This window comes from Hymenobacter sp. IS2118, from assembly GCF_000715495.1.
Taxonomy (GTDB): Bacteria; Bacteroidota; Bacteroidia; order Cytophagales; family Hymenobacteraceae; genus Hymenobacter.
The window spans coordinates 1-8910 of the sequence record NZ_JNLX01000108.1 but is presented as its reverse complement, the minus strand read 5'-3'; the positions used below and the strand labels follow the sequence as shown (position 1 = coordinate 8910).

Annotated in this window: 8 protein-coding genes; 5 read left to right on the top strand and 3 right to left on the bottom strand. The window is 58.6% G+C overall.

All coding sequences use genetic code 11. The features are described 5' to 3' along the window. Window positions 1-56: 56 nt before the first annotated feature. From GM79_RS09535 to GM79_RS09520, 4 genes are all read left to right on the top strand, one after another. Window positions 57-1022, top strand: a complete 966-nt coding sequence (locus GM79_RS09535; protein WP_035562831.1) for an IS481 family transposase — start codon at window positions 57-59, stop codon at window positions 1020-1022. Between the two features lie 82 nt (window positions 1023-1104). Next, a complete protein-coding gene (locus GM79_RS09530) occupies window positions 1105-1308 on the top strand; it encodes a hypothetical protein (protein WP_235184028.1) in 204 nt (67 codons plus the stop codon). A 99-nt stretch (window positions 1309-1407) separates the two neighbouring features. After that, window positions 1408-2364 (top strand): M90 family metallopeptidase, encoded by a 957-nt coding sequence (locus tag GM79_RS09525; protein ID WP_035562824.1) that lies wholly within the window; start codon window positions 1408-1410, stop codon window positions 2362-2364. A gap of 107 nt (window positions 2365-2471) precedes the next feature. Continuing rightward, window positions 2472-4319 (top strand): M2 family metallopeptidase, encoded by a 1848-nt coding sequence (locus GM79_RS09520; RefSeq protein ID WP_035562821.1) that lies wholly within the window; start codon window positions 2472-2474, stop codon window positions 4317-4319. Window positions 4320-4420: 101 nt separating this feature from the next. Here the strand turns inward: GM79_RS09520 and GM79_RS09515 are convergent, their stop codons facing one another. Together GM79_RS09515 and GM79_RS09510 are read right to left on the bottom strand one after the other, a co-directional pair. Continuing rightward, the gene (locus GM79_RS09515; RefSeq protein ID WP_081867660.1) at window positions 4421-5968 is read right to left on the bottom strand and encodes an alpha/beta hydrolase family protein; all 1548 of its coding nucleotides are present in this window, start codon (window positions 5966-5968) and stop codon (window positions 4421-4423) included. Window positions 5969-6175: 207 nt separating this feature from the next. Beyond that, window positions 6176-7174, bottom strand: a complete 999-nt coding sequence (locus tag GM79_RS09510) for a fasciclin domain-containing protein (protein ID WP_035562816.1) — start codon at window positions 7172-7174, stop codon at window positions 6176-6178. A gap of 214 nt (window positions 7175-7388) precedes the next feature. Here GM79_RS09510 and GM79_RS09505 point away from each other — a divergent pair, with 214 nt between their 5' ends. After that, entirely contained in the window at window positions 7389-8294 is a 906-nt protein-coding gene (locus GM79_RS09505) for a hypothetical protein (protein ID WP_035562815.1), read from the top strand. A gap of 156 nt (window positions 8295-8450) precedes the next feature. On the opposite strand, the gene GM79_RS09500 is transcribed toward GM79_RS09505, so the two are convergent. Continuing rightward, window positions 8451-8910 (bottom strand): pirin family protein (locus GM79_RS09500; protein WP_035562813.1); only part of this gene is annotated, 460 nt, incomplete at its 5' end.

The window sequence follows — 8910 nt, the reverse complement described above, 5'->3', positions numbered from 1 at the left end:
TGTATAGTCCCAGGGGATGGGCAAGCAGCGTTGTGGCGTATCTTTCGGACAAACCTATGGGAAAAGTACCACATGGCTGCGCCACCACAACGCCGGCAACTCGGCGCCTTATCCAGCAAAGTACAGAAGGCGTACAAACGCTAGCCAAGCGTTTGGGTCTCACGGCCGGCACGGTGCGCAAATGGCGGCGGCGCACCAGCACGGAAGAGGCCGTGCGCGGCCCCAAACCAGCCTCCACGGTGCTCACCCCGGTTGAAGAGGCAGCTATTGTACTCTTCCGGCAGCATACGTTGCTACCGCTTGATGACTGCCTCTATGCTTTGCAGGAAACGATTCCCCACCTAAGCCGTTCGGCCCTGCATCGGTGCTTGAAACGCCAAGATATCAGTCGTTTACCCCCGGTCGACGAGCCGGCGGCAGGGGTGGGTAAAGCGAAGTTCAAGGCCTACCCACTAGGCTACCTGCACGTCGATTTTGCCGAAGTGCAAACGGAAGAGGGCAAGCAGTACCTCTTTGTTGCGATTGACCGCACCAGCAAGCTGGCCTTCGCCGAGTTGCAGCCGCAGGCCACGCAAGCCATTGCCACGGACTTTTTGCGGCGCGTCTTGCCACAGATTCCCTACAAGGTGCATAAGCTACTGACGGACAACGGTATTCAGTTTCGCAACCTGCCCCACTACACCCAAGTCGGTCGCCATCCTTTCGGGCAGCTCTGCGACGAGTGGGGCATCGAGCAGCGCTTCACCAAGCCCGCCCACCCCTGGACCAATGGCCAGGTCGAGCGCCTGAATCGCACGGTAAAGGAGGCCACGATTAAGCGCTTCCATTACGAGACGACGGCACAGTTGGACAGTCATTTGCAGACCTTTTTAGTGGCTTACAACTACGCCAAGCGGCTCAAGCGGTTGAAGGGGCTGACGCCGCACGAGTTTATTTGCGCCGAATGGCAAAAAAATCCTACTATCTTTCACCGCGACCCAACCCGCGACCCACTACCCCATACACCGGGACCATACACGTAGCCTCACGGCCGAGCAGCTTTTTAAGGACCATCTGCACTACGAAGCGCGCTCGGCCGGCACGGAGCCGGGCGCGCGGGTGCGCGTGACGGCCGGCCATCTGAGCTGGGCCGAAATCATCTTCGTGATGGAGCGCCGGCACGCCGACAAAATCCGGGAAAAATTTGCGGATGCGCTGGCCGGCAAGCCCGTGGTGATACTGCGCATTCCGGATAAGTACCAGTTTGGCGACAGTGCACTCATTGCCCTGCTGCGAGAGAAGCTGGCGGCGCATCTGCCCCTACTTTAGCACAAGCAACTCATTGGCGGGGCTATTATTTGGTAAAATTCTGATTCTAGTGGTCGGCCCTGAACCAACTTCTGGCGCTCAAAACCGTTTAATCGGCGCATGCCCTACCTTATTTCCCTGGCTGTTCTGGCCGCCGTTATTTACCTTTTCTATCAGTACGCTACCGCTGACACCCGCCTGCGCACGGCCGCACTGGCCGAGGAGTTCCCGACGGCGTGGCGGCAGATTCTCGCCGAGCGGGTGGCGTTTTACCTTGCCCTGACCAAGAACGAGAAAGTCCGGTTTGAGAAGCAGACGCAGGTGTTTCTGGCCAGTACGCGCATCACGGGCGTGCAAACCGAAGTGGACGATGCCACGCGGCTGCTCGTGGCCGCCTCGGCGATAATTCCGGTATTTGGCTTTCCCGATTGGGAGTACCGGAACTTGGGCGAGGTACTAATTTTGCCCGATGCCTGGAAGCTGGAAGGCAACCCCAACAAGGAGGTGAAACCGTTGGAAGGCACGCTGCTGGGCTCGGTGCAGGGTTTCCAAAACCACCATTACATGCGGCTCTCCAAGGCATCGCTGGAGCAGGGCTTTCGCGACGGCATGGACCGGCAAAACGTGGGTATCCACGAATTTGCCCACATGCTGGACGAAGCCGACGGCGTAATCGACGGCATACCGAAAGCCACATTGCCGCCGGAGCTGCTCGAACCCTGGGCCGCCGTGATGAAGCGCGAAATAGAGGCCATTGAAGCCGGCAAGTCCGAAATCAACCCCTACGCCGCTACCAATGAAGCCGAGTTTTTTGCGGTGGTCACGGAATATTTTTTCGAGAAGCCCGAAAAGCTCCAGGAAAACCACCCCGAGTTGTACGAGCTGCTGGGCCGGGCTTTCCGCCAGAACCCCAAGAAGCGCTTCCTCGGCTTGGCTACCGACCCGCGCGAGTGGCTTAAGACGCTGCGCAGCCGCCGCAAGTTTGGCCGCAACGACGCGTGCCCCTGCGGCAGCGGCAAGAAATACAAGGAATGCCACCTCGACCAGGCCGCAGTAGCCCAACTGCTGTCATCCTGAGCTTGCGAATGACTTTACCACGGATAAACACCGACTGGTTCAGCCGTGGTAAAGTCCTTCGCTGCGTTTAGGATGACAAACGGCAACAGAATGCATTTCTTTACGGCATGAAAACGCCCCTGCTTTTGATTCTGGTGGCGGCCTCGCTGGCCGCCTGCGCGCCCACCGCAAAGCCGCCCGTAGCCACGGCGCAGGCCACCACCGCCCCCCCGGCCGCCCCCAATCCGCCCGACTACCGCGCCCAGACTGAGCAGTTTCTGAACGCCTACAATGCCGAATACGTGCGGCTGTACACGGCTTCTGCTGAGGCTGAGTGGCGCTCCAACACCCGCATCGTGCCCGGCGACACGGCCAATGCCGGCGCTACCACCCGCGCCAACCAGCGCATGGCGGCTTTCACGGGCAGCACCGAAAACATTGAAAAACTAAGGGAGCTGCTGGCACATCAGGCTGACCTGACCGACCTGCAAACCAAGCAGCTGCAAACGGCGCTCTACAACGCCGCCAACAACCCGCAAACCGTGGCCGACGTGGTGAAACGCCGCATCGCAGCCGAGGCGGCACAGACGGAAAAGCTCTACGGCTTTGACTACAAATATGCCGGCAAATCGTTGACGACCAACGACCTGGATGATTTGCTGCGCAGGGAAAACAACCCGCAACGGCGCCAGGCCGTGTGGGAAAGCAGCAAGGCCATTGGCCCGACGCTGAAGGACGGCTTGCTCAGCCTGCGCGCGCTGCGCAACGAAACCGTGCAGGCGCTGGGCTACTCCGACTACTTCACCTACCAGGCCAGCGACTACGGCCTGAGCCGGGACGAAATGATGGCGCTGGTGCGCAAAATCAACACCGAGCTGCGCCCGCTCTACCGCGAGCTGCACACCTACGCCCGCTATGAGCTGGCCCGCAAATACAAGGTGAAGCAGGTGCCCGACTACCTGCCCGCCCACTGGCTACCCAACCGCTGGGGCCAGGATTGGGGCTCGATGGTAGACGTGAAGGGCCTGAACCTAGACGCGGTGCTGGCCAAAAAAGGCGCCGAGTGGCAGGTGAAGCAGGGCGAGCGGTTCTATCAGAGCCTGGGATTTCCGGCGCTGCCGGCCTCGTTCTATGAGAAAAGCAGCCTGTACCCGCTGCCGAAGGACGCAACCTACAAGAAAAACAACCACGCCTCGGCTTGGCACCTCGACCTGAACAACGACCTGCGCAGCCTGATGAGCGTGGAGGCCAACACCGAATGGTACGAAACCTCGCACCACGAGCTGGGCCACATTTTCTACTACCAGACCTACACCAACCCCGAGGTGCCGCCGCTGCTGCGCCAGGGCGCCAACCGCGCCTACCACGAAGCCATCGGCTCGATGATGGGCCTGGCGGCCAAGCAGAAGCCCTTTCTGGCCGGCCTGGGTTTGATTGACCCGAAAGTCAAGACCGATGAAACCCAGCAGCTACTTAAAGAAGCGTTGAGCTACGTGGTGTTCATCCCCTTCGCCTCGGGCGTGATGAGCGAATGGGAAAGCAGCTTTTACGCCGACAACCTACCCGCCGACCAGCTCAATGCCCGGTGGTGGGCGCTGAGCAAGCAGTACCAGGGCATTGAGCCGCCCACCGCCCGCGGCGAAAACTACCTGGATGCCGCCACCAAAACGCACATCAACGACGACCCCGCCCAGTACTACGACTACGCCCTGAGCTACGTCATCCTGTTCCAGCTGCACGACCACATTGCCAAAAACATTCTCAAGCAGGACCCGCACGCCACCAACTACTACGGTAGCAGGGAAGTGGGCGACTTCCTGCGGGACATCATGCGCCCCGGCTCCAGCCGCGACTGGCGCGTAGTGCTGAAAGAGAAAACCGGCGAAGACCTGTCGGCCCGCGCCATGGTCGACTATTTCCAGCCCCTGATGACGTATTTGAAAGCCCAGAACAAGGGCCGCAAGTACACCATGTAATTCAAGTTGTGGAGTACTAAATAAAGCCCCAGCGGGGTCGTACCCGCTGGGGCTAAGTTCCGGCACTTCGCGACTTGGGTCAGGTAAGTAGCTGCCTGAATCTACTTTCCGGCCTGTTGCCGCACCCAATCCCGCACGGTATCCAGCATCAGAGTCGATACAATGGGGTCGAAGCTGCCATCCGCATTCGGAAGCAGCTCGGAGGCCGGCGTTTGGAACCAGTGGTTGATGCCGGGCAGGCGGCGCGCGGTTACGCGCTTGTTACTCTTCAGCCCTTTTTCGAGCGCCGCGAGGTTGGTTGAGGCATTTACTTCCTCATCCTCCGCGCCGTGTAGCAGCAGCACAGGGCATTGCACCCTGGCTAGCCCCACCTGCGGGTCGAACTTTAAGTAAGAACGTGACCACGGCGTCACAAGCTCGGCGGCCCGGTTACGGGCTTCAGCAGGTTCTTGCTGTGGGTAGCGCTGGCGCAGCATATTAACCACAATGGCCTGAGCCTGGTCGTTATTGGAAGTCTGGCTGACAATTTCCAGCATGGTGCGCCGGAATTTGAGCGTACCAGCCACATTCTTACGCTCCTCACTTTTAATTTTGAGGCGTTGCTGAGTGATATAGGTTTCTACCTGGGCGGCGTTGGAGCCGCTGGCTCGCAGCTTGGCGGCACTTTGCAGCACTCCGGCCCATGCCAGACGCCGCGCCGCGCCGGCCTGGGCGGTGTCGGCGGGGCTGGCCAGTGGCTCGGCCTGGTTGGCCAGCAGGTCGAGGCCCGGAAGGCCCGAGGCTGCCAGGGTCACTACAAAATCGGGTGGTACGGGCTGTGCTGCGGCCAACAGGGCCAGATTGCCGCCTTCCCCGTGGCCGATGAGCCCGGTGCGCGCGGGGTCCACAGTGGGCCGCTGGCGCAGGTAGCTCAGACCCAGCACGGCATCGCGCAACAGGTCGGCAGTAGTAGCCAGAGAACCGTTGCCCTCCGACTGGCCCACGCCGCGGTCGTCGAGCCGCAGCACGGCAATGCCTTCACGGGCAAAAGCCGCCGCCATAGCGGCAAACAGGCGGTACTCGCCCACGCGGGAGTCGCGGTCGTGGCTGCCCATGTCCGAGAGCAGTAACACGGCCGGGAACGGGCCCGCGCCATCGGGAATGCTTAGCGTACCGCCCAGCGTTATGTGGCCGGGCTGGCTGGTGAGGGTCACCTGCTCGGTGTGGTAAGTGGTAGCCGCAGGCGCTGCCTGGCCGTTCGGTTGTGCCGCCACTACGCTTTCGGAAAGGCTCAGCGTGAGCGGCACGCGCAGGCCGGGCTGCGACCAGATGCCACTTAGTCGCTTGCCATCGGCGCTGGCCACACACACGAACCGGGATTCGGCTAGCGGCGCGAAAAAAATCAATGTATCGCGCCGGAGTGTAAGCGGCATAGGCACCCGGTTCAGGCGCTTGGCGGGCAGGTCCAGGTCGGCGGTAAGCTTGCCAGAGGCCGGCTGGCTGATTACAATCTGAATGGGCACGCTTCCGCCTGGAATGGCCAACGGACCTTTCCAGGTGCCGGCCAGGGCCGGGACTGCCGGGCGAGCCGGCTGGCCCAGCACCCGGCCGGGCAACAGCCAAATCAGCAATGCCCCACAAATAGCAAAGCGCAGGCTCAGATATCGCATACTTAATTTGATAAGTAGAAATTCATAAGCAAAGGGCCCCAAGGCTGGATATAAACAACAGAAATTCAACTATTTACAGCTTTATTAAATACCGCTTAATGCGGTCTGCTTACTTACAATTGCCTTGCCACACCAACGCGAAGAGTTGCCTAATTGTTTAGCTTAAAAATATTCTCAGAATTCGGCACGTCCCTAACAACTGCTTCTTTACAAGGGAAGTAGCACCCGGTCAATAACGTGCACGACTCCGTTGAGGCACTGCACATCCGGAATCACCATGTTGGCCACATTGGCACCGTTGCCGCTGCCTTTCACCGTGAGCACACCGTCATTGAATACGCCCAGCATCACAGGTGCCCCGCCGGCCGACGCGATGGAGGAGTTTTCAGGAAGCTCGGGCGTGAATTTTCCGCCCTGGCTGCCGCCCACTACGTGGTTGAGCAGCACGGCCGTCACCGTGGCAACGGGGAGTTTGCGGATGTCGCTGGGCTGATTCAGGGGCACGCCCAGGATTTCGCCCAAATCTTTGAAGGCTTGGTCGGTAGGCGCAAAAACAGTGAGCTTGGGGCTGGTAGCCGTACCGGCCAGGGCTGCGGTCAGGTTGCAGTACACCACGGCTTCCACGAGGAAAGTCAATTCGGGCTTCACGAAGACGTTTCCCTTTTGCAATTCCAGGGCCGAGGTCAGCACGTCGACGTTCGTGGCCAGCAGCACTTTGTCGATGGGGTGAATCAGCCCGTTGGCGGCCCGCACATCGGTGCCCAGAATTTTGGAGCCGTTGACGTACTTGCTGCCATCGGCCCGCTGAATGATGCGCCGCCGCGGCCCCAGCGCGGAGGGCGAAGTACTCCCCGACGTGAGGTCATTGCCCGCCAGACTACCACTGAACACGTGGTAGAACAAGGTACTACGCAGAAAAGGCTGTTGCAGAGCCGTCAGGTCCTGTGCGGTGCGCAGTCCCAGGCGGGCAAAGGCGGCGTTAGTGGGCGCGAATACGGTAAAATTCCCCTGCGGGTCGTTTGGATTTTTGTTGCCCAGCAGCACGGCCACATTCCCGCGCAACGCCGCATCTTCCAGGGTTTGGAAGTCTGGATTGCCAACGGCAATACTGGTGATTGAAGGGTCAACATCTTCCTTCTTATCGCAGCCGCCCAGCAAGAATAAGCTCAACACTACTGCAGTGGATAATCTGTATTTATTTTTCATCGTGTAAATAGTAGGGTTTGCCGAGTTAATTAATGCGCTCAACCCAAAGCACTGACTATAAACGTACTTAGAATTGACTTGGATTGCGCTAAGGTAAATCCAGCGGCTCAAACAACCCCGTAGATTGCAGCTTTAATGCCCACCGGAATAGCCCTAAATTCTTGCTCTGTCCAGCGGCTGCTTTAAATAATTTATTTCATTATCGTTAAAATCCATGCGAAATATTTCCGCACTTTTTCTTGGCACGTTACTTCTGGCGGGCACGGCTTCTACAACGCAGGCGCAAAGCCTGGTAAGCGGATTTATGGCCGGCAAAGGCCACGGTTCGGTGGTGGTATCGGGGACCACGGAGCGGTACGAAACCGTGTACCTCGCGCCCGATAACATTGACCGCGTCCCGGTTTTTCAGGAGGTACGGGTCAATTCGGTCAACCTGTACGCCACTTACGGCCTGAGCGACAAGATTGATGCAGTTATCAGCCTGCCGTACATTCAGTCGAAAGGCCGGGCCGCCGGCGCGGTCGTCGGCGACCTGAATACCCTCTTTCCCACGGCGGGCTACACCAACGTGCGCCAGGGCTTCCAGGACGTTACCGGCCTGCTCAAATTCAAAACCTACAGCCGCGAGATTGGCAGCAGCATTCTTGATTTGTTGGGCGTTGTGAGTTTGAGTACGCCCGTTAGCGACTATCAAACCAGCACCGGCTACGGCTACATCATTGCCATCGGCAACCGCGCCACCAAATACTCGGCTTCGGGCATTGCCCACCTCAAAACCAGTTCCGGCTTGTTCGCCACCGGCCAGGTAAGCTACAGCCTGCGCACCGGGCAAGTACCCAACGCCCTAGTCGGCGAAGCCAAAATTGGCTATGCCGGCCCAAAAACTTACCTCGAAGGCTTCGCTTCGTTTCAGGAATCAAACGGCGGCACTGATATCGCGCAGGATGGATTCAGCGGTTTCTTTCCTTCCACCCGTGTCAATTTTATCCGTTTGGGGGCGAGTTTCTACCGTCCTCTGGCCCAAGGCTTTGGCGTAGTATTGGGCGCCAACACTTACGTTTCGGGGCGCAACATAGGCAAGTCAACCGGCTATTCGGCAGGCATATCATACAACTATTAGCTGTTAGCTAACAGCTAATAGTTGCAATATTTTTATTTCATAATCAGATAGTTAACACAGTACTAGGGTTTATAAAAATATCCGGCTCAGTCGACCAAAACGCAAATAAAGCCGGGCAATGCCCGGCTTTTTTGCGTTCGTCTCAGTCTGATTGATTTAGTAATTTGATTCGGCCGAAGGCAGGTCAATCATAATGAACTGGGAGTCTTTTATGGCGCGGATGTGCACCACGTCGTCGTTGGTCATGCGGGCCTGGTCGTTGGGGCCAAGCTCGGTGCCGTTCACGAAAATCGAGCCTTCCTTCACGTAGATGAAGGTGAGACGAATGGGGAAAGTCTTGAATTCTATTTCGTTATCCTCGTCCAGATTCGACCAGTAGATGGTGCTGTTCGAATTCATGTACACCACGTCTTCGAGTACTTTTTGGCCGGTGGCCAGGGGCACCAGCTTGTTTTTGTTGCCGCTGGTGAAACCAATGTCCTTCTGCTCGTAGCTGGGCGCCAGCCCCTTCTGGCCCGGAATAAACCACAGCTGGTAGAGATGCAGGGACTCGTCCTGACGATTGAATTCGGAGTGAGCCATGCCGGTACCGGCGGTCATGCGCTGCACTTCGCCC

Coding starts and splice junctions, on each gene's coding strand:
- GM79_RS09515 (WP_081867660.1), bottom strand. CDS start 5,968: ATGCGATATCTGAGCCTGCGCTTTGCTATTTGTGGGGCATTGCTGATT.
- GM79_RS09520 (WP_035562821.1), top strand. CDS start 2,472: ATGAAAACGCCCCTGCTTTTGATTCTGGTGGCGGCCTCGCTGGCCGCC.
- GM79_RS09510 (WP_035562816.1), bottom strand. CDS start 7,174: ATGAAAAATAAATACAGATTATCCACTGCAGTAGTGTTGAGCTTATTC.
- GM79_RS09505 (WP_035562815.1), top strand. CDS start 7,389: ATGCGAAATATTTCCGCACTTTTTCTTGGCACGTTACTTCTGGCGGGC.
- GM79_RS09525 (WP_035562824.1), top strand. CDS start 1,408: ATGCCCTACCTTATTTCCCTGGCTGTTCTGGCCGCCGTTATTTACCTT.
- GM79_RS09535 (WP_035562831.1), top strand. CDS start 57: ATGGGAAAAGTACCACATGGCTGCGCCACCACAACGCCGGCAACTCGG.